Source organism: Pedobacter ginsengiterrae, from assembly GCF_039537385.1.
Taxonomy (GTDB): domain Bacteria; phylum Bacteroidota; class Bacteroidia; order Sphingobacteriales; family Sphingobacteriaceae; genus Pedobacter; species Pedobacter ginsengiterrae.
In genome coordinates this window covers 268,331-287,428 of record NZ_BAABAK010000020.1, presented here as the reverse complement: position 1 = coordinate 287,428, position 19,098 = coordinate 268,331, and the positions used below count along the sequence as shown (strand labels likewise).

The 19,098-nt window shown below is 35.5% G+C and carries 18 protein-coding genes and 1 riboswitch; of the genes, 9 read left to right on the top strand and 9 right to left on the bottom strand.

What is annotated here, in order from left to right; genetic code table 11:
* Positions 1-9: 9 nt before the first annotated feature.
* Positions 10-975 (bottom strand): tryptophan 2,3-dioxygenase family protein, encoded by a 966-nt coding sequence (locus ABD692_RS19935; RefSeq protein ID WP_344769803.1) that lies wholly within the window; start codon positions 973-975, stop codon positions 10-12.
* A 63-nt stretch (positions 976-1,038) separates the two neighbouring features.
* A riboswitch (Fluoride riboswitch) is annotated at positions 1,039-1,101 on the top strand.
* Positions 1,102-1,119: 18 nt separating this feature from the next.
* On the opposite strand from ABD692_RS19935, the gene ABD692_RS19930 reads away from it, so the two are divergent.
* Positions 1,120-2,409, top strand: a complete 1,290-nt coding sequence (locus tag ABD692_RS19930; RefSeq protein ID WP_344769801.1) for a voltage-gated chloride channel family protein — start codon at positions 1,120-1,122, stop codon at positions 2,407-2,409.
* A 95-nt stretch (positions 2,410-2,504) separates the two neighbouring features.
* Here the strand turns inward: ABD692_RS19930 and ABD692_RS19925 are convergent, their stop codons facing one another.
* The gene (locus tag ABD692_RS19925; RefSeq protein WP_316762820.1) at positions 2,505-3,806 is read right to left on the bottom strand and encodes an HAD-IB family phosphatase; all 1,302 of its coding nucleotides are present in this window, start codon (positions 3,804-3,806) and stop codon (positions 2,505-2,507) included.
* Positions 3,806-4,768, bottom strand: coding sequence for an NAD-dependent epimerase/dehydratase family protein (locus ABD692_RS19920; protein ID WP_344769798.1), 963 nt, complete (start codon positions 4,766-4,768; stop codon positions 3,806-3,808). The genes ABD692_RS19925 and ABD692_RS19920 overlap by 1 nt, the downstream gene beginning before the upstream one ends.
* Before the next feature lie 70 nt (positions 4,769-4,838).
* Between ABD692_RS19920 and ABD692_RS19915 the strand changes: the two genes are divergently transcribed.
* Positions 4,839-6,020 (top strand): formimidoylglutamase, encoded by a 1,182-nt coding sequence (locus ABD692_RS19915; RefSeq protein WP_344769796.1) that lies wholly within the window; start codon positions 4,839-4,841, stop codon positions 6,018-6,020.
* 318 nt (positions 6,021-6,338) lie between these two features.
* Complete coding sequence (locus ABD692_RS19910) at positions 6,339-7,487, top strand: redoxin domain-containing protein (RefSeq protein ID WP_344769794.1); 1,149 nt, start codon at positions 6,339-6,341, stop codon at positions 7,485-7,487.
* Between the two features lie 76 nt (positions 7,488-7,563).
* Here the strand turns inward: ABD692_RS19910 and purD are convergent, their stop codons facing one another.
* From purD to dcd, 5 genes are all read right to left on the bottom strand, one after another.
* Entirely contained in the window at positions 7,564-8,835 is a 1,272-nt protein-coding gene (gene purD / locus ABD692_RS19905) for a phosphoribosylamine--glycine ligase (RefSeq protein ID WP_344769792.1), read from the bottom strand.
* 95 nt (positions 8,836-8,930) lie between these two features.
* Positions 8,931-9,806: an SDR family oxidoreductase gene (locus tag ABD692_RS19900; protein ID WP_344769790.1), complete on the bottom strand. Its 876-nt coding sequence runs from the start codon at positions 9,804-9,806 to the stop codon at positions 8,931-8,933.
* 53 nt (positions 9,807-9,859) lie between these two features.
* Positions 9,860-10,621: an enoyl-CoA hydratase/isomerase family protein gene (locus ABD692_RS19895; RefSeq protein WP_344769788.1), complete on the bottom strand. Its 762-nt coding sequence runs from the start codon at positions 10,619-10,621 to the stop codon at positions 9,860-9,862.
* 89 nt (positions 10,622-10,710) lie between these two features.
* Positions 10,711-13,401 (bottom strand): carboxypeptidase-like regulatory domain-containing protein, encoded by a 2,691-nt coding sequence (locus ABD692_RS19890; RefSeq protein WP_344769786.1) that lies wholly within the window; start codon positions 13,399-13,401, stop codon positions 10,711-10,713.
* Between the two features lie 82 nt (positions 13,402-13,483).
* On the bottom strand, positions 13,484-14,020 hold the full coding sequence (gene dcd, locus ABD692_RS19885) for a dCTP deaminase (protein WP_316762843.1): 537 nt from the start codon (positions 14,018-14,020) through the stop codon (positions 13,484-13,486).
* A 71-nt stretch (positions 14,021-14,091) separates the two neighbouring features.
* Between dcd and ABD692_RS19880 the strand changes: the two genes are divergently transcribed.
* The 5 genes from ABD692_RS19880 (at position 14,092) to ABD692_RS21010 (ending at position 17,212) form a co-directional block, all read left to right on the top strand.
* Positions 14,092-14,745, top strand: a complete 654-nt coding sequence (locus tag ABD692_RS19880) for a 4'-phosphopantetheinyl transferase family protein (RefSeq protein ID WP_316762845.1) — start codon at positions 14,092-14,094, stop codon at positions 14,743-14,745.
* Between the two features lie 31 nt (positions 14,746-14,776).
* Positions 14,777-15,526: a lipoyl(octanoyl) transferase LipB gene (gene lipB / locus ABD692_RS19875; RefSeq protein ID WP_344769782.1), complete on the top strand. Its 750-nt coding sequence runs from the start codon at positions 14,777-14,779 to the stop codon at positions 15,524-15,526.
* 43 nt (positions 15,527-15,569) lie between these two features.
* Positions 15,570-16,295 carry an SGNH/GDSL hydrolase family protein gene (locus ABD692_RS19870; RefSeq protein WP_344769780.1) on the top strand — a complete coding sequence of 242 codons (726 nt, stop codon included), beginning with the start codon at positions 15,570-15,572 and terminating at the stop codon, positions 16,293-16,295.
* A gap of 78 nt (positions 16,296-16,373) precedes the next feature.
* Positions 16,374-16,877 carry a DUF5684 domain-containing protein gene (locus ABD692_RS19865; RefSeq protein ID WP_316762853.1) on the top strand — a complete coding sequence of 168 codons (504 nt, stop codon included), beginning with the start codon at positions 16,374-16,376 and terminating at the stop codon, positions 16,875-16,877.
* Positions 16,877-17,212: a DUF2752 domain-containing protein gene (locus tag ABD692_RS21010; RefSeq protein ID WP_425567361.1), complete on the top strand. Its 336-nt coding sequence runs from the start codon at positions 16,877-16,879 to the stop codon at positions 17,210-17,212. Before ABD692_RS19865 ends, ABD692_RS21010 begins: the two co-directional genes overlap by 1 nt.
* Here ABD692_RS21010 and ABD692_RS19860 read toward each other — a convergent pair.
* On the bottom strand, positions 17,209-17,949 hold the full coding sequence (locus tag ABD692_RS19860) for an RDD family protein (protein WP_344769778.1): 741 nt from the start codon (positions 17,947-17,949) through the stop codon (positions 17,209-17,211). The genes ABD692_RS21010 and ABD692_RS19860 overlap by 4 nt on opposite strands.
* A gap of 196 nt (positions 17,950-18,145) precedes the next feature.
* On the opposite strand from ABD692_RS19860, the gene ABD692_RS19855 reads away from it, so the two are divergent.
* Positions 18,146-19,093, top strand: a complete 948-nt coding sequence (locus ABD692_RS19855) for a stage II sporulation protein M (protein ID WP_344769776.1) — start codon at positions 18,146-18,148, stop codon at positions 19,091-19,093.
* The last annotated feature ends 5 nt before the right edge of the window (positions 19,094-19,098 follow it).

Sequence of the window (19,098 nt, the reverse complement as noted above, 5' to 3'; positions counted from 1 at the left end):
TTTAGGATATTAATCTTTGTTATTTAGTGTTTTGAGTACACTAAGCACCCACCCTTTTCCCCATTCTTCCATTTGTTCTGGAGTCCATAAGAATGGGTAAAAAATTCTTTTTTGGAAACGCGGAGGCAAATACTTCTGCCAGTTTGTTCCACCTGTTGCCGCAACATCAACGGGATCTTTTTCCAGATAACGAACAGCCGATTTATAATGAGAAAGTGGCCACTCTACATTTACGTACAAATCTAACTTTTTTAATTCTTCAGCCAAGGCAGCAACATTGCTTCCCGAAGCCTCTAATTTATGGTAAAGTGCCGAAAAATTAGTTAAAGTTCTATCCTTTGCCAGTTGTAAAAACTGAACTGAATACTTTTTAATAAACTGTTTTAAGGTTAAAGTTTGCTTGCCAGAAGCCAATTCCGTTGCACCGAATTTCCAGTAAATATTTTCGAACTGCTCATCAATGCTTGCATTACTTAATTCTTCTCGTTTGCTTTTGTCAACTAAACGGATAAAATCTGTAGCGCAGATTTCAATCATTCGATACTGCCCTGACTGAAACCCACTCGCAGGTAAGAGCGACATCCTGAACTTTAGAAACTGTTCTTTCTCCATACCATCAACCATTACTTCGAAAGAGGTTGTTAAAGCATTAAAATAAGCATTTATTCTTTTAACACGGGCAGTAAAAAACTCGACTGTCAAATTTTCATGTTCGGCTATTTGTTTACACTCATGCAAGGCCAACTTAAAGTAGAGCTCTGTAATTTGATGATACATGATGAAAATCTCTTCATCAGGGAAAGGAGTTTTTGGGCTTTGTAAACTCAACAAGGTATCCAAATGGATATAGTCCCAATAGGTTAGAAAATCAGCGTAGAGCAAACCATCGAGATAAGAGGCCATATCCTGCCCCATTGCTGTATATTTTTCCTGTAACTGATTGAGTTTGTCTTTTATTTCTGGTGTAAAATCCATCGTTTTGGTTTATCAGTACAAAGGTGTTAAAGATTTTGAACAAATAACTAAAATTTATACATTTGAAACAATGGCGATGGGGTACCGCCAAAACCGCCAAAACAGGCTGATGACTCCTACGATTTTATTTAAAATTAATTTTAAATGCCTGTTAAAAAACTAACAGAAGGTTTTCTTCTGTATCTCAATCGTATTATTCAAATAGATTTTAGTGCTTTATTTTGGAATGGACTGAAATGGATTTTCTTTTCGGCTTTACTAGGTATAATTGTTGGTTCTGCTTCAGCTTTATTTCTAGAAGCGCTTAACTGGGCAACTCAATATCGAGAACAACACCTCTGGATTATAGGCTTGCTGCCCTTTGCGGGATTAACAATTGGCTTAGCCTACCATTATTGGGGTAAAGAAGTAGTAAAAGGAAATAATTTGCTAATTGAAGAATTACAAAGCCCTAAAAATATAATTCCGCTGATCATGGCTCCGCTAATATTTGCGGCGACTATAATTACGCATTTATTTGGAGGTTCTGCTGGGAGAGAAGGAACTGCGGTACAAATTGGAGGTGCATTTGCCGACCAGTTTACCAAAATATTTAAACTCGAACCAAGTGATAGAAAGATTATTTTAATATGTGGTATTAGCGCTGGTTTCTCTTCAGTATTTGGAACACCACTAGCGGGTGCCGTTTTTGGACTGGAGGTTTTCGTTATTGGAAGCTTATTTTATAGTGCAATATTACCGTCTTTTATAACTGCAATAATTGCTGATTATATCTGTAAAACTTGGGGTGTTGGCCATACACATTATTCTATAGCTTTTGTTCCAGACATGCATATCTTAAACTTATTTTGCTCTTTATTGGCTGGAATTATTTTTGGATTAGCAGCCAGAAGCTTCTCGGTTCTAAATCACAGTTTATCAAGCATTTTTGGAAAAGTAAAATATCCACCATTAAGACCTGTAATTGGAGGTTTCATACTTATTACAATAATATACTTATCCGCTACAACCAGATATATTGGTTTAGGTATTCCTGTAATCTCAGAATCTTTTACTACCCAAGAACCATATTACACATTTGCCATAAAGCTATTTTTAACCTCATTAACGTTAAGTGCTGGATTTAAAGGTGGCGAGGTTACCCCATTATTTTTTATCGGTGCAACCTTAGGAAGTTTTTTAAGCTTATTTCTCCCCTTACCTGTTGGATTATTAGCAGGAATGGGTTTTGTTGCCGTATTTTCAGGCGCAGCAAATACGCCATTAGCTTGTATTTTTATGGGGATGGAATTATTTGGAGTAAGTTCGGGTATATATATAGCGTTGGCTTGTACAACGGCTTATTTATTTTCTGGCCATACTGGAATTTATCGCTCTCAGGCTATAGGAAATCCGAAATACAGGCTTTTAAAAAAGCACTCGTTTTTAAGATAAATCCATCGTCTTTGCGTTTGGAGGTAAAGAAGTGAAGAAATCTTACCCTTAGTAAAAAGATTTCTCCACTGTAGTAGGAATACTGATAATCGATTTTAATAAAGCACCCTGAATTTTATGGTGTGTTCAATTTTTTTCAAGGCTTTAAACAATTGTTTATCGTACTCCGCATTTATATCTGTTATGGCGTATCCAATTTCGGGATTTGTCATTAAGAATTGTCCTACAATATTAATATCGTGCTTAGCAAAAACAGTATTTATCTTCGCCATAATACCTGGAACATTTTTATGAATGTGAATTAAACGGTGAGATTTATCAATTTTAGGCAATTGTAAATTCGGGTAATTGCTACTTAAATAAGTTGCTCCAGTATTCATAAAATCGGCCACGCGTTTAGGAATGAAATCGATATTACGCGGATTGTTTTTCGGATCATCGAAAACCACAATGCCTTGTTTCGTGCATAAATCGAAATCGATTTTATTTTTCGCATTCCCCAAATACCCAATGGTTTTTAACTTAACAGCATTCTTTAGCTGTTCTTTCGTTAGTTTTTCACCATCTGCTAAAATAATAATCCCAACATCCTTAACATATTTTTCTTCGAAAGATGTTTTCTGTCTAATTGAAAGACCATCATTTTTTAAAATCGCCGTTGTTGCTGGATTAACATCGCCAATGACCAAACAGAGAATTCTATTTTTTGGATAAGAAATGGCACGAGGCAAATCGTTCACGTACAAAAATTCATCAAAACTCGGCGTAATGTGGTCGGCTTTAGCCACAATGCTTTCACGGGCAATGTTTTCGGTAAAAGCAAAAAATTTATTAATCATGCCACTTTCGCGTAGCTGAAAATCAGAATAACCATCGCCTATGCCAAATAATTCCCCTTCAAGTTTTAAATGTTGAAGTAGTTTTACCTTTCCACCTTCTTCACTTAGTGGATTTGCATGGTCGTAATCTATAATTTTACCATCACCTGTGGTTACAAAAGTGTTGGCATAAATATTTTCCTTTTTAATGTGGTATTGACTTACAACTGGAGTAATAAATTCCTTAAATCCACCTGAAACAATTAAAACTTCATCAGCGTGTTTTTTGAAAAATTCGGCATTGCGAGAAAATGAAGTTGAAACCTTCTTTTTTAAATGCTTAATTAACTGCTTTAAGTGCTCTTCGTTAGCCTCCAGTAATCTTACCCGTTGAGCTAAACTCTCGGAAAACGAAAGCTTACCTTCCATTGCGAGATTGGTATAATCCTCAATTTTCTGAAAAATAGCTTCCTTTTCGGGATGCTTTTTTAACGAAATTCTGGCAAGCTCGTCAAGTGCTTCAACCTGAGTAAAAGTGCTATCAAAATCAATTATGTAGTAGGCTTTCTGTTTCGGCATTATTTTAAATATTGGGTAATTTCTTGTATAGTTTGGCCAACAGGCTTAAATGTAATTCCTGTTTCGTTAATTACTTTTTCATTGTTATAATAACTTAAAGATAAGCTGCTTTTTGCAGCATCTTTAGTAATTGATGGTTGCTTTCCTGTAAAAATAGAAAAGAATTTTAAAGCTCTCCAGGCGATCCCCAACATCCACGGCTTCGCTTCCGTTTTTGGTGCCTTAACTTTAAATCCATTTGCTATTTCGGTAAATAAATCTTTATAATGATAATTTTCAGAAGAGATGATATATCGCTCGGCGGTAGCTGGAATTTCCATCAGCAATATCATTGCTTTAACCACATCCTCAACATCAACTAAGCCCGAGGCTCCATCAGTATAAAAAGGAAAACCGCCCTTTACTAATTTAAAAATTGCGCCACTCCCTTCGAAACCTGCATTTTTACCTATTATAACCGATGGATTAACAATTACAGCATCTAAACCCTCGGTAATGCCACGCCAAACTTCCATTTCGCCTTCATACTTAGATAAACCATAAGCATGCGCCTTTGCATCGTATTCCCAAAAATCCTTTTCAGTAATCTGTTTTCCTTTTTTTGCCTCACCTAATGCAGCAACCGAACTTACATGTAATAACCTGCAATTATGTTCAACGCAAAGATTTACAATGTTTGAAGTACCATCTATATTAACATGAAAAAGTTGTTTTTTATCTTTCGGATTAAAAGAAACAAAAGCGGCACAATGAAATACTTTAGTTATTCCGACAAAAACATCCTCCAGATTTGCGGGTTCATTTATATCACCTAAAACCCAATCAATTAACGGGTTATTATCTAAAATTTTAGGAATTTTGGAAGTACTCCGTTTTAAGGCTCGAACGGCTAAACCACTATCTGTTAGCTGTTTTATTAATTCAGAACCTAAAAATCCTGTTCCGCCAGTTACAAGTATCATTTATTTTTTTCGGACTACATGTGAAAATACGCATTCAAAAATAGATATTTGAGGCGATAGTTTTAAATATATGTCATTAACCGATTTCTTTTCTCCCTTAAATACCGAACAATTTACTCCAAAGCAAGGCTTTTTTACCAGCCAGCTTGGTTTAAAAACACAATTCTATACCGAATCTTTTCCCGATTTTGAGGAAAACAAATTTGATATCGCCATTTTTGGGGTACTTGATGGTAGAAGTGCGGTTGATAATGAAGGCTGTGGTATTGGTCCAGATTATTTTAGGGAGAAATTTTACAAACTTAATGAAGGTGCATTTGCCAGTCGCTTGGTAGATTTAGGAAATATAAGACCTGGTGCTACTGTTGCAGATACATATATCGCAATAAAGATGGTTGTTTCGGAGTTGATAAAAAATGATATTATTCCTGTAATTATCGGAGGTGGCCAGGATTTAACCTACGCTCAATACCTGGGATATGAAAATTTAGAGCAAAAAGTTGATTTGGTTATTGTGGATAACCAATTTGATATAGATGATGATAACCAGGAAGGCATTGCAACACGTTCAGATTGTTATCTGAATAAAATTTTCTTACATCAGCCAAATTACCTTTTCAATTTTAGCAACATTGGTTACCAAACTTATTTTGTAAATCAGGAAAGCTTAAGTGTAATGGATAAGTTATATTTTGATGTTCACCGTTTAGGCGAGTTTTCACAAGATATTACCTTAACCGAGCCCATAATTCGTAATGCAAATATGATTAGCTTCGATATGGGCTGCATTCGTTCTGCAGATGCCGCAGCAAATGGAAATGCAACACCAAATGGTTTCGACGGAGAAGAAGCTTGCCGAATTACCCGTTACGCTGGCATGAACGATAAATTAACTTCTATCGGATTTTATGAATTTAACCCTGCTTACGATAATAACGGACAAACTGCTTTTCTATTAGCGGAAATGGTTTGGTACTTTATCGACGGTTTTTATGCACGCAAAAAAGATTTCCCTTTAACTCCGAAATCGCAATTTATAATTTACAGAACCAGTTTAAAAGATGGATCTGGAGAGATGACTTTTGTGAAGAGTAAAAAATCAGATCGCTGGTGGATGCAGGTTCCTTATCCCTCAGGTCAATCTAAAAACGAACGTTACCATTTGGTTCCTTGTCGGTACGATGATTATCAAATGGCCGTAAATGGCGATATGCCAGATTTATGGTGGCGTACTTATCAAAAGTTAAATTAAAATTTTTCTCAAAGCATTGAATTTAACAAATTCATAAATCGAATCTATCTTTAAAACAGTTTGTTCAGTTTCCATAAATCGCTTGTAAAGCTGGTTTTACTGTATGCAACAATTACGCTTTACATCTGGCATTAAATGATTCCTGGTATAAAAGTGTTGGATTTATAACAATCAAAAAAACAGGTATACAATTGATTTACAATCAAATAATTATAATTTCAGTAATGAAGTAGTGTAAAAGTTATCATAATTTTACACAAGCGAGCGCGTTCTAAAAAGTATATATACCTATTTTTGGTTACACAGATAAAACACTTAATGAAAAAAATATTATTTGCATTAGCATTATTACCATTTACAGCCTTCGCCCAAAAGCCATTTAAAATTAATGGCAAAATAAAGGATTTGAAAAAAGGAGATAAGATATATTTAATCTATCAGGACGGTGCACAAAATGTTTCTGATTCTGCAATAGTAAAAAATGCTAGAGGTTCGTTTGTTTTTAGAGGAAATTTAGCGGGTCCGACGCAAGGCGTATTATTTTTAAATAAAAATCCTTTTGCCAATCCGTCAAACCAAGATGATCAATTAGATGCCTTATCGCTATATGTAGCACCTGAAAAGATTAGAATTAATGGGCAAGATTCGTTAAAAAAAGCAGTAATTTCTCGCTCAGCAATTAATAATGAATCTAAAAAATTAAAAGCATTAACTAAACCCATTAACGATCAATTGGCTGCAATTGATGCAGAATACAATAGTTTTACTGATCAGCAAAAGCGAGATGAACAAATCGTAGATACAATTCGCCTTAAATTCGAGCAGGCAACAAGTCAATTGTTGAAAGTATTGCTGGGCTTTATAAATGAAAACCCAAATTCATTTATCAGTTTAAATACGGTTGGCCAAATGGCTAGCAATCCCCAACAAAAGGAAAATGCCAATCAAGCCTTCGATTTATTATCACCTGAGCTAAAATCATCATCAATGGGAAAACAGTTAGACGCTTTTTTAATGAATGATAGAAAAACGGCAATCGGCGCTCTTGCGATGGATTTTACACAAAACGACCCAAGCGGAAAACCAGTTAAGTTATCTGACTTTAAAGGTAAATATGTTTTGATTGATTTCTGGGCTTCGTGGTGTGGGCCATGCCGTGGTGAAAATCCTAATGTTGTTGCAGCTTATGACAAGTTTAAAGATAGAGGTTTTACGGTTTTAGGCGTTTCTTTAGATCAGCCAGGTAAAAAAGATGCTTGGCTAAATGCAATTGAAAAAGATAAATTAACCTGGACACAGGTATCGGATTTAAAAGGCTGGAGCAATGAAGCGGCAAGAATGTATGGTATCACCTCCATCCCAGCTAACTTTCTAATAGACCCAACAGGTAAAATCATTGCAAAAGATTTAAGAGAAGAAGCTTTGCATGCAAAACTTGAAGAATTATTGGGTAATAAATCAGAATAAAAACCAATTCTTGATATAAAAAAGAAAGCTTCCAAACTAAAAATCTGGAAGCTTTCTTATTTATAGGTTTTATAGATTAAACTAGATCAAAACCGATATCTTCTCTGAAGTATTTCCCATCAAAATAAATTCTACCCGCATCGGCCGTTGCCGATTGTAATGCCGTAAATAAATCTTTTTGTAAGCTGGTAATGGCTATTACACGACCTCCATTTGTTTTAACCACATCGTTTTCTAAAAGCGTACCCGCATGGAAAGCGTTAGAGTGACGGAGATTTTCGATACCCGAAATGGCTTTTCCTTTCAAATAATCGCCAGGATAACCGCCCGCCACAATCATTACAGTTGCAGCAGTTTGATCACTAATTTCTAATTTAACCTGATTCAAAGTTTTATTTGCAGTAGCCATAAAAAGCTCAACCAAATCGTTTTCAACCCTAGGAATAACACTTTCAGTTTCTGGATCGCCCATACGTGCGTTGTACTCAATTACGAAAGGTTCTTCTCCTACTTTTATCAATCCGAAGAAGATAAAACCAGTATAATCGATATTATCTTTCTTTAATCCATCAACCGTAGGTTTAATAATTCTTTCTTCAACTTTTTGAAGAAATTCTGGGGTTGCAAATGGAACTGGAGAAACGGAACCCATTCCACCTGTATTTAAACCAGTATCGCCCTGACCAATTCTTTTATAATCTTTTGCAGATGGGAGTGTAAGATAATTCTCACCATCAGTTAAAATAAATACAGAAAGTTCAATTCCGCTTAAAAACTCTTCAATAACCACTGTAGCACCAGCAGCACCGAATTTTCCGCCAAGCATTAATTTTAACTCTTCTTGAGCCTCGATAGTTTCAGTACAAATTAATACACCTTTACCCGCAGCCAATCCATCTGCTTTTAAAACAACAGGAAGCGCATGGTTTTGAAGATAAGCCAAACCATCTTCAAGCGTTTCGGGAGTGAAAGATTTTGAAGCTGCAGTTGGAATGCCGTGACGTTCCATAAACTGCTTAGAAAAATCTTTACTACCTTCTAAAATTGCACCTTCTTTTTTCGGCCCGATAACGGGGATGTGTGCAATGGCTTGATCAGCTAAGAAAAAATCGTGAATACCATTTACTAAAGGCTCTTCAGGACCAACAATTACCATTTCAATATTTTCAGCAAGAACAATTTTCTTGATAGAATCGAAATCATTTACGCTGATGTTGATATTGGTACCAAAAGCACCTGTACCTCCATTTCCAGGTGCAATAATTAATTTATCACAAAGTGAAGACTGGCTGATTTTCCAGGCGAATGCACTTTCTCTGCCACCTGAACCTAATAGTAAGATATTCATATCGGCAAAGATAATAAAAATGTAAGATGGAAGATGTGCGACGGAAAATGATTAAAGACTCAAACATCATCCATTTTACATACTTAGGTTTTACATTATTTTGCACTTCTGGTCATTTGCTCAAGCATATCCCACATTTCGTTTGGAATAGCTTCTAAACCGTTCATTTGTCCTGCGCCTTGCAACCATTCTCCACCATCAATGGTAATAATTTCGCCATTAATATATCCCGAAAAATCGCTGATTAAAAACCCAGCCAAATTTGCCAGCTCCTGATGCTCACCAACTCTTTTTAAAGGTACGCGGTTTTTGAAATCGAATTTTTTAGCTAAATCTCCTGGTAACAAGCGCTCCCAGGCACCCTTTGTAGGGAAAGGACCTGGCGCTATGGCATTTGTTCGAATGCCATATTTGCCCCATTCTACAGCCAAAGAGCGAGTTAGAGCCAAAACGCCGCCTTTAGCACAAGCAGAAGGCACAACATAAGCTGAGCCCGTGAAAGCGTAAGTGGTTACAATATTTAATACAGTTGCCTGTTGTTTTGCTGCAATCCAGTGCTTACCAAAAGTAAGCGTGCAGTTTACTGTGCCTTTTAAAACAATGTCGATTATAGAAGAAAATGCATTTGCAGATAATCGTTCCGTTGGAGAAATAAAATTTCCAGCAGCATTATTAACTAATCCATCAACCTGACCAAATCTTTCTATGCTTTTAGCTAAAACATTTTCTACCTGTTCTATTTCGCGAACATCGCAGGCTAAAGCTAAAACTTTACCGCCAGTTTTTTCTTCCATTTCGTCTGCGGTTTTTTGCAAAACATCTTGTTTACGACTTGTAATAACAAGATTTGCCCCCAATTTTAAGAAGTAAATACCCATGGCTTTACCCAAACCTGTACCACCTCCTGTAATTACAATTGTTTTACCTTCAAGAGAACCATCTCTTAGCATTGGCGAATTATAACTAAACATATTTGGTTATTGTTTAAACTGGTTAAATATTGAACTGAATTAGAAACCTCGATTTACTTTCTCTGAAGGTTTTCTAAAATCGTTTTTAAAATGTGGCGGGTGGTTGGCGACCACCATTGCTCTAACATTTTAGCTAGTGTTGCCGATTGGTCGGAGCTTACAGAGGCAATAAGCTTTTCGCGAATATTTAATTTACTTTGCGACCAGGTATTACTTTCTAATTCCATAAATTTCTTAATCTTTCGTTCGGCAGCGGTAAGTAAGCTTTCGTTTTTAACGATTTCATCGATTAACCCAACTTTTAAAGCTTCCTCTGGATTATAAAGTTTACCAGTTAGCAAACTACGCGAGGCTTCTGCCTGGCCTATCCAAAAAGCATATAATTGAAAAATACTATTGGGTACAATTATACCAACGGGAACTTCGTTTAAACCGATAATATACTGCCCTTCTGCCATTACGCGATAATCGCAGGCTAATGCAATTACGCAACCGCCAGCTGGACTATGGCCGCTAATTGCCGAAACAATAGGTTTTTTAAAGGAAACCAAATTTGCTGTAAACCCAAAAAACAAATTAAAAAAAGATTTTGCCTCTTCTTCGTTGTAATTATAAAGTTCTATCAAATCTAAGCCCGCTGAAAAAAATGGAGCCGTTCCTGTTAAAATTACACCACCAATATTATCATCAGCAGAGATATTTTTAAGCATATCATCCAATTCGGTAATCAGCTCGCGGTTTAACGCATTCGATTTTCCTCTATTTAATGTTATGGTTGCTAAACGGTCTTTTACACTTACTTTAATTGTATTCATGTTAATAGTATCAAATTTGAGTATCAAGCAGCAAGCTAATCATCAATTGTATTATGCATGCATATTAATTCAAATTTATTTATTTTTTCCTATTTAACGTCATAAGTGTAAACCTTTCTTCCCAAATGGCCTAAAGCATCAATACCTTCTATTACTACGCGGTAAGTTGCAGCCTCATCAGCATTATAGAAATCGAATTTAGCTTTCCCATCTTTATCCGAAACAACCTGTGGCGACCAAAAAACAGTGCTTCTAAAATCTGCTCTGTTTGTTATTGTAGCATTATCATACTTCGGGGAGTAAAAATCTCTTAAAGCTGCAAAGCCTTTCGGGTTAACAACAACTATACCTGGAGCATAATTATTATAAGAGACCTCTCCTCCTCCTCGTTTCGTTGTGATGATTATAACGCCACCACTACCTCTGCTACCATAAATTGCGGTATTGCCAGCTGATCTTAAAACTTCTATTGTTTCTATATCGTTAGGGGTTAAATTATCTAGAAATTCGCCTTCCACTTCCATACCATCGAGCATAATTGTCATTGGTATATTCTGGCTACGAGTAGAATATGGTATCCCTCCTTTGAAAATAACAAAAGGTAGGCGCCCATTTAAGCATTGCGATAAGTTTACGCAGCTTTGCAAATCTTTAGCTGAAAGTACAAAATCGGCATTACCAGCCCCGTTTAAATTTGATGAATTTTTAGCCACCACCCGTTTATCCGTGATCACAACTTCATCAAGTTTTATAGTTTTTTCGAGTAAACCCAAACGCGTTAATTCATTAAAATAATTATCACTCTCTTTAATATATTTCATTAAAGTATTGTTCACATTTACATCTATATCTGCACTGTTTTTATTTTTGGTAACGATTTGATATGGAACAGCATCAACATTAATATCTACAAACTTTCTATCGGCTTTTGTTCTGGCCTGAACAATAAATTTTGCACTATCATTAAAAGAAAGATTATCGAAATTAAATTTCCCTTCCGCATTAGTTATCGTATCTAAAACTAGAAAACCGCCTTTGGTAGACATGAGCATAACTTTTCCATTTGGAACTGGCTTTCCTCCTTTTGTAACGGTTCCGCTTATCGAAATAGATTGTTCAGGTTTATAGGTAATTGCTGGGCCTGCATTATTGATTACATTTCTCCATAAAAACCTTCTCCAGCCTTGAGTAAGCATTAAATTATCTAGTTCTCGGGCTGTTTTCGCATCGTCATTTAAAAAATAATGATTTGGTTTTTCTACATGACCTGCTAAATCAGAAGTTAACCAAAGCGATGCAAAAATATTGCTTTCGTTATTTTCATCAGGTGCTACCTTAGTTGCGTTTGTTACCGAAACAGAAAAACTTCCCTGAATGGGTTTTTGCTCATTTGTTGCATCAAAAGTAAAAGTAGTTTTCCCTTTTCTTGCATCGGATGCAGCTGAAGCACTTAGTTCTAAATCAATAACATCGAATTTGTTTTTGTTGAAAATTAAACGTTCTGCTATTGGCTGATTTGTTGCAGAGAATAAGGTAAACTGAACAATACCTGATGGCAGTTTGCTTCTAGGAACGTTAGCGATTAAAACCTGCTTATCAACTTTAGCTTTTGATACATAGTAAATGTTACCGCCATGTTGAGCTACAATTTTTACTTCATCGCCATTAGTAAGGCTTGCACTAGTCATTATTTTAACCGAAACCTTACCAGTATCGGTATTGTTAATTGCTAATGCATAACCTACTTTTTGTGCAACAGGTAATTTAAAGTCCTTTTCTGAACCATCTTTAAAATTAATTTTGGCTGTATAGGTTTTACCAGGCTGTACATTTAAAGTAAAATTACCCATACCTAAGTATGCACTTGCAATATTGGTAACCGTTTCGCCAGTTTCATCAACAATTTTACCTTTTACATCTTCGCCGTTACCAGCGCCGTTTAAAGCTTTTATTGCAATTTTTTGAGGAAGTTCCTCGATAAGTGTTCCACCTTCTGGCAAGAATTGAACATCAATATCATTACTAGTTGAGGTTATCGGAATGGATTTAACAATCTTCTGCTTATTATTGAGTGTTATTGTGGCGATGATTTTACCCTTCTTATTTAGAAAGCTTTGGCTGTTAGAAAAATTAACTAAAGCATCGCCCTTAAGGTCGGTTTTGGTTTTGCCTTTAGCAATTGATCGAAAGTCTAATTGTACGTCGTAGCTTACATCATTTTCTGTGTACGCAACTCCATTTTTATCTTCGAAATGAATTGTAGCGGCTACTTTTTCAGCGTTGTTTTCTTTGCTGAATTTATATTCGGTATTGGTAAAAACTTTATTCGCCCAACTGTTACCTACTTTAATGGTTTTATCAAAAAAGAAATCTGTACCAAAATTTCTCATGTAATTGGTGTAAGCTCTGATTCTGTAATTACCTTCGCCTAGTGAATCGGTAAGTTTAAAATCGCCCCAGGTTATACCTCCCATTATTGGCAATTTAACTAATCTTTTTAACGAGTCTTTCTCGTTAATTAACTCTACGTATAATATTTTGCTGATATCCGTTGGTAGTTGAGTCTTGGTGTTTAACACATAAGCTTTAAACCAAATGTCATCGCCAATGGCATAATATGGTTTATCTAAATGGAGGTAAACTTTTTCTTGCTGATACTTTGTACTGTAATCTTCAAGTTTTTTAATAATCGTTGAGAATGGATCATCATCAATTTTAAATGCTGCAAAACCGATAAGCACGGCAAGGAAGCTCAAAAGGAGCGTAATTTTGGATTTCATTTGGCGTGATGTAAAAAATAAATATGCCTCAAGGTACGAAACCCGAGGCATATTTTTATGAAGATAAAATGAATTATTTCTGTTAGAAAACGTTCTTCCACATCATGCTTTCTACTGGTTTTGTAGTTTTATTGTTGTATTTGGCATTGCCTTTAGAGTTGTACATGGTTTCAATATTTCCTTCAACCACGAAATATATTAGTTGACCAATAGGCATGCCTGCATAAATTTTTACTGGCTGGGCTACAGAAATTTCTAATGTCCAGGTATTGCAAAAACCTACATCACCTTTACCAGCAGTAGCATGAATATCAATACCTAAGCGACCTGTACTACTTTTACCTTCTAAAAAAGGAACATGACCATGTGTTTCGGTATATTCTAAAGTTACGCCCAAGTACAAGGTGCCTGGATGAAGCACAAAACCATCTTTAGGAATTTCGAAATGCTCAATTTCATTGTGTTTTTTTGCATCGAGCACTCTGCTTTTGTATGTAGCCAAGTATTTACCTAAATGTACATCGTACGAGTTTGTGCCCAAACAGCTCCTATCAAAAGGCTCTATTATAATTGTTCCCTTATCTATCTCTTCCAGAATCCTTTTATCTGATAATATCATTATTATGCGTATTTTTGGCCTAAATTATCATTTATTTAAGATAATATTGCATGCTAATCCCAAATTTATAAATGCCAATAGTTTATAATAAAAATATTGATGAGCATTCGGTTCTGGCAATTTGGAAAATTGAAGAAACTGAAGAAGAAATGTTAGCTGGCTTACAGCTTAAGCAACACGAATGGGACATAATCTCTTCTTTTAATAATGGCAAGAGGCTTCTGCACTGGCTCAGTACACGGCTTTTGCTTAGAAAACTTTTAAATACAGAAGAATACATTGACTGCCAGTTTGATGAAGATGGGAAGCCCTATCTCACCAATTTTGATTACAAAATTTCTTTAAGCCATTCGTACGATTACGCTGCTGTTATGATTAGTAAAGATTATGCAGTAGGCGTTGATATTGAATTGATCAAGCATAAAATAAAAAGCATAAAACATAAGTTTTTAAGTGATGTTGAGCTTGCCCAAAAGCAAATTGGTGATAATACAGAAGGACTTTATGTTTGCTGGTGCGCTAAGGAGGCCATTTACAAGTGGCATGGTAAAAAAGGATTGGAGTTTAAGCAACACATCCACATTAAACCATTTAAATTAAAAACAGAAGGTGGTAGCTTAAATGCCTTGGTAGAATTACCTAACGGAACCCGTGAGCTTACTGTACAGTATTTTAAAACAAAAGATGGGTATATGCTGGGCTATGTACAGGCTCCTCAACACTAAAAACGCATCTCGCCCCAAAAATTAACAATATATGAGTAAAGATCTTGGTTTAAATCATGCAACTGAAACTCCTGGTTCAGAAGAAAAAGCTATTCTAACGCAATTTATTGACTGGGGTTTAACCGATTATCAGGAAGCCTGGAATAGACAAGAAGACTTATTAAATAAAACGGTAGCTATTAAAAGCGAAAACCGTGTTAACGGCACACATTTACCTACGCCGAATTACCTGATTTTTAACGAGCATACACATGTTTACACTTTGGGCAAAAGTGGCCATCAAGATAATTTACTATTGGATGAACAGGGACTTAAAGATAAACAGGCTACCTATTATAAAATAAATCGCGGCGGAGACATTACCTACCACGGACCTGGACAAATTGTGGGTTACCCAATTTTAGATTTAGATAACTTTTTTACTGATATTCATTTATACCTACGCACTTTAGAAGAAGCTGTAATCCTAACTTTAAAAGATTATGGAATAGAATCTGGCCGTTATCCAGGTTATACTGGAGTATGGCTTGATGCAGATAATGATCAGGCTCGCAAAATATGCGCTATGGGCGTTCGATGTAGTCGTTGGGTAACCATGCATGGTTTTGCCTTTAATGTAAATGTTGATTTGGATTATTTTAAAAACATTGTGCCTTGCGGTATTGATGATAAAGCTGTTACCTCACTTGAAAAAGAATTGGGCTACAAACCAGACATTGAAGAGGTTAAAGAAAAATTAAAAAATCATATCGCTGAACTTTTTAAGATGGAGTTGGTCTAGTAATTCGAAAATCTAACAACTCCAATTTTGCGTAAATTAGGGTATGAAATTTTTATCAAGCATCGTTTTATTTTCTTTATTATCTTCGGCCTGTACTAAAGAAAAACCAATGTCAATTGCTAGTCCAACTAATAATATTCCTCCTATAACAAATACAACTGGCACTTTTAGCTATTTAGCATTAGGCGATTCTTACACAATTGGCCAATCTGTACCCCAGTCTTCATCCTTTCCTTTTCAGTTAAAAGACGCGCTAAAAACGGAAGGATTAACTATTGAAACACCAAAAATTATTGCCGTAACAGGGTGGACAACCGATGAATTGCAGGGCGCAATTAAGCAAGCAAAGCTCACTCAAAAGTTTGATGTCGTTACTTTATTAATTGGCGTTAACAACCAATACCGAGGTTATCCTCTAGAAACATATAAAAAAGAATTTTCAGAATTATTACAAACTGCAATCGACTTTTCAGGCGGAAGAAAAGCCAGAGTATTTGTAATTTCTATACCAGATTGGGGCGTAACTCCATTCGGAAAAAATGCGTCGAAAACACCAGAAGTAATAGCTACAGAGATTGATGCTTTTAATGCGGCAGCAGCAAAAATAACTATGGATGCTGGCGTAAGTTTTACCAATATTACGCCCGATTCGAGAGTGGCAGCAAATGACCCATCATTAATTGCCGAGGATGGCCTACATCCGAGTGGAAAAATGTACCATAACTGGGTTAATGCCTTAACGCCGAAAATTTCTGCCTCACTTAAATAATTTAATATCAGCTTGTTCTGTTTTTAGTTTAAAAATTATAAATTAGTTTAACTATTTAAATTAATTAAAACTAAAACTATGGACGATTATCAATCATCAGCTGGCTCAGGTGCGCTTGCCGCATTCATTGGCGCTTATTTTCTTTTTATCTTGGTCATTTGGGTCATCAGTGTGGCTGGAATGTGGAAAACATTTGAAAAAGCAGGTAAGCCTGGTTGGGCCGCTATTATCCCTATCTATAATATCATTATCATGTTAGAAATTGTTGGAAAACCAATGATTTGGATATTGTGGCTCCTTCTTCCATGCACAAATTTTGTTTTTGGTATATGGCTAATAAATTTGATGAGTAAAAGTTATGGAAAATCAGAAGGTTTTACAATCGGGCTTATATTTCTAAGTTTTATCTTCTGGCCAATTCTAGGTTTTGGAGATGCTAAATATTTAGGTCCCTCAGCAGCTGAAGCACAAAACAATGGCTTTGGAAACAACCCTTTCAATAATCCAAATAATCAATTTGGAAATCAAAACAATCCATTTAATAACCCGAACGACACGCCTCCAACTCCGCCTGTAGTTTAATGTTATCGATAATATTATCTTATTTTTTTTGCAGCTTAATCAATTTTATTGATTGGCTGCAAAATCATTTATTACCATGCCCTTTTAAAGCTTTAACAGGTATTGATTGTCCTGGCTGTGGATTTCAAAGGTCGTTAATTGCACTCTTTCAGGGCGATTTTAACAAAAGCTGGTCTTTATATCCACCAACTGTTCCAATATTAATACTCTTCATTACGGCGGGATTATTTTACAAATTCCCAATTAAAAATCAGGCAATTGTATTTAAAGTGCTAGTAATTACCATTGGAAATTTTGTTGTGTTTGCATACCTCTATAAAATGTTTATTCTTTAAGCATCCATCTGAGCCGTTAAGTGGTTATAATCTTTCATCACGGTTTCTAAAAACTGTAATTCGTTCATCCCCGCTGGTATAACAATCGCAATGTGTTCTTTAATTTTCGTTGCCATACTATAAATTAAATCTGTATTTCCTGTTTGATAAAATCCACTTAAAACTTCGAAAATAAGCTCGGCATCTCGATCGTTTAGGTGTAATACTTCTTTAAAAACAGGCTGGTAATCATCAGGCAAGGCAAATCCGAACGCAACTTGATCTATCTTTGTTCTTGGTACTGTTTTAATCAATGTTGTTTTTGCCAGCATATCTCCAATTCGTTGGTGGTTTTTTGATACCGCCACACAAACCAGTGCAACAAGTCCCCATCCGAATATAAATCCAAAATCTATAACTCTAAAAATCCAGCGCATCAGGTATTGTCCAAAAGTGGGCTGGCCTCCATCTAAACTAATTACCTTTATTTTCATAATTTTTTTACCAAAGGTTTGTCCATCCATAGTCAGCTCGCAAACCAGATCATAAAACACAAAAATCACCAGAAAAATAATAATTAATACAACGCCTAAAGTGCCCGAATTCCTAAATGAAGCAATCATAAGGATTAATACCACAATGTACAGAACAGCGAAACCAGCCAGATCAATTAATCGGGCAACGATTCGCTCGCCTAGGCCAGCTACTTCATAATCAATATCTACGTTTTGAGCGGTGCTAACTCTGATGGTTTCCATATTTCAAACATAATTTTTTTTAACCATAAAGATATTATCTGACCTTTAAAAAAATTATGCCACAAAATAAAGGCGCTTTTCTTGTCTATGAATTTATTAAGAAGCCAGAAAACGTTTCCTTTTTTATCTTTTACAACCATTTTTTTGTATCCAGAAAAAATTAAACTATTTTAACCCAGGATTAGAATAATCATTAATGAGAGAAGCCTTATTTGTAAAACAGAATACAGAAAAGTGGAAACGCTTTAATGAACTGCAAGAGGCAAATCCCGATGAATTAGCCGATAGGTTTGTAGAAATAACCAACGACCTGGCTTATTCTAAAACTTTTTATCCAAACTCTAAAACCACAGCGTACCTAAACGGCTTGGCGTCAAAACTTCACCGATCTGTTTATAAAAACAAGAAAGAAAAATCGAACAGATTCGTTCATTTTTGGAGAACGGAATTACCCCTACTATTTTTAGAACATAAAAAACAGGTAATTTATGCCCTCGCCTTTTTCTTAGTTTCTTGTGCTATTGGTGCTATATCTGCAAAATACGACGATACTTTTATTAGGTTAATTTTAGGCGATGGATATGTAAACATGACCAATGACAATATTTCTAAAGGAGATCCATTTGGTGTTTATAAGCAAGAAAACCCAGTGTTAATGTTCGTACAAATTGGCGCCAATAATATATTTGTTGCTATTTATACCTTCGTTTTAGGGATAATCTTTTCTTTTGGTTCTATTGTATCGCTTTTCAGAAATGGCGTAATGCTTGGCTCTTTTCAATATTTCTTTTTCAGTAAGGGTTTAGGTCTTCAGTCTGTTTTAGTGATTTGGATTCATGGGACTTTAGAAATATCAGCAATAGTTTTAGCTGGCGCAGCAGGTTTAGTTTTAGGAAACAGTATGTTATTCCCAAAAACTTATACCCGTAAAGCTTCTATTTTAAAGGGTGCAAAAGATGGTTTAAAAATTGTGTTGGGTCTCGTTCCAATTTTTATTATTGCTGCATTTTTCGAAAGTTTTATCACCCGACATACAGAAATGCCAATGTGGTTAAGTAGCTTTATTTTACTAACTTCAGCAGCCTTTATAATTTGGTATGTATTTATCTATCCAGTTAAAATCTATAAAAAAACACTCATCTAAATACT

Excerpts from the sequence above, each read along its gene's own strand:
- ABD692_RS19910 (WP_344769794.1), top strand. The coding sequence starts at position 6,339 with ATGAAAAAAATATTATTTGCATTAGCATTATTACCATTTACAGCCTTC.
- ABD692_RS19855 (WP_344769776.1), top strand. The coding sequence starts at position 18,146 with ATGAGAGAAGCCTTATTTGTAAAACAGAATACAGAAAAGTGGAAACGC.
- ABD692_RS19900 (WP_344769790.1), bottom strand. The coding sequence starts at position 9,806 with ATGTTTAGTTATAATTCGCCAATGCTAAGAGATGGTTCTCTTGAAGGT.
- ABD692_RS19895 (WP_344769788.1), bottom strand. The coding sequence starts at position 10,621 with ATGAATACAATTAAAGTAAGTGTAAAAGACCGTTTAGCAACCATAACA.
- ABD692_RS19915 (WP_344769796.1), top strand. The coding sequence starts at position 4,839 with ATGTCATTAACCGATTTCTTTTCTCCCTTAAATACCGAACAATTTACT.
- ABD692_RS19920 (WP_344769798.1), bottom strand. The coding sequence starts at position 4,768 with ATGATACTTGTAACTGGCGGAACAGGATTTTTAGGTTCTGAATTAATA.
- ABD692_RS19930 (WP_344769801.1), top strand. The coding sequence starts at position 1,120 with ATGCCTGTTAAAAAACTAACAGAAGGTTTTCTTCTGTATCTCAATCGT.
- ABD692_RS19925 (WP_316762820.1), bottom strand. The coding sequence starts at position 3,806 with ATGCCGAAACAGAAAGCCTACTACATAATTGATTTTGATAGCACTTTT.
- dcd (WP_316762843.1), bottom strand. The coding sequence starts at position 14,020 with ATGATATTATCAGATAAAAGGATTCTGGAAGAGATAGATAAGGGAACA.
- ABD692_RS19870 (WP_344769780.1), top strand. The coding sequence starts at position 15,570 with ATGAAATTTTTATCAAGCATCGTTTTATTTTCTTTATTATCTTCGGCC.
- ABD692_RS19860 (WP_344769778.1), bottom strand. The coding sequence starts at position 17,949 with ATGGAAACCATCAGAGTTAGCACCGCTCAAAACGTAGATATTGATTAT.
- ABD692_RS21010 (WP_425567361.1), top strand. The coding sequence starts at position 16,877 with ATGTTATCGATAATATTATCTTATTTTTTTTGCAGCTTAATCAATTTT.
- ABD692_RS19935 (WP_344769803.1), bottom strand. The coding sequence starts at position 975 with ATGGATTTTACACCAGAAATAAAAGACAAACTCAATCAGTTACAGGAA.
- ABD692_RS19890 (WP_344769786.1), bottom strand. The coding sequence starts at position 13,401 with ATGAAATCCAAAATTACGCTCCTTTTGAGCTTCCTTGCCGTGCTTATC.
- purD (WP_344769792.1), bottom strand. The coding sequence starts at position 8,835 with ATGAATATCTTACTATTAGGTTCAGGTGGCAGAGAAAGTGCATTCGCC.
- lipB (WP_344769782.1), top strand. The coding sequence starts at position 14,777 with ATGAGTAAAGATCTTGGTTTAAATCATGCAACTGAAACTCCTGGTTCA.
- ABD692_RS19865 (WP_316762853.1), top strand. The coding sequence starts at position 16,374 with ATGGACGATTATCAATCATCAGCTGGCTCAGGTGCGCTTGCCGCATTC.
- ABD692_RS19880 (WP_316762845.1), top strand. The coding sequence starts at position 14,092 with ATGCCAATAGTTTATAATAAAAATATTGATGAGCATTCGGTTCTGGCA.